General features: G+C 49.6%; 2 tRNA genes. Both read right to left on the bottom strand.

Annotated features, from left to right (window positions below):
• Window positions 1-64: 64 nt before the first annotated feature.
• A tRNA-Lys gene (locus SB717_RS40195) sits at window positions 65-140 on the bottom strand.
• 7 nt (window positions 141-147) lie between these two features.
• Window positions 148-223: transfer RNA gene (locus tag SB717_RS40190), tRNA-Thr, on the bottom strand.
• Between the last annotated feature and the right edge of the window lies 1 nt (window position 224).

Genomic DNA, 224 nt, shown 5'->3' with positions numbered 1-224 from the left:
TAAGACACTAGATCCTAAGTCTAGCGCGTCTGCCAATTCCGCCACACCCGCGTGTGAATATAAATGGTGAGCCATGAAGGACTCGAACCTTCGACCCTCTGATTAAAAGTCAGATGCTCTACCAACTGAGCTAATGGCTCGAAAAACTGGTGCCGGCAAGAGGACTTGAACCCCCAACCTACTGATTACAAGTCAGTTGCTCTACCAGTTGAGCTACACCGGCA

Origin of the sequence: Priestia sp. SIMBA_032 (assembly GCF_046535215.1) — a bacterium.
GTDB classification, from domain to species: Bacteria; Bacillota; Bacilli; order Bacillales; family Bacillaceae_H; genus Priestia; species Priestia aryabhattai.
This window is presented reverse-complemented; position numbering and strand designations above follow the sequence as displayed.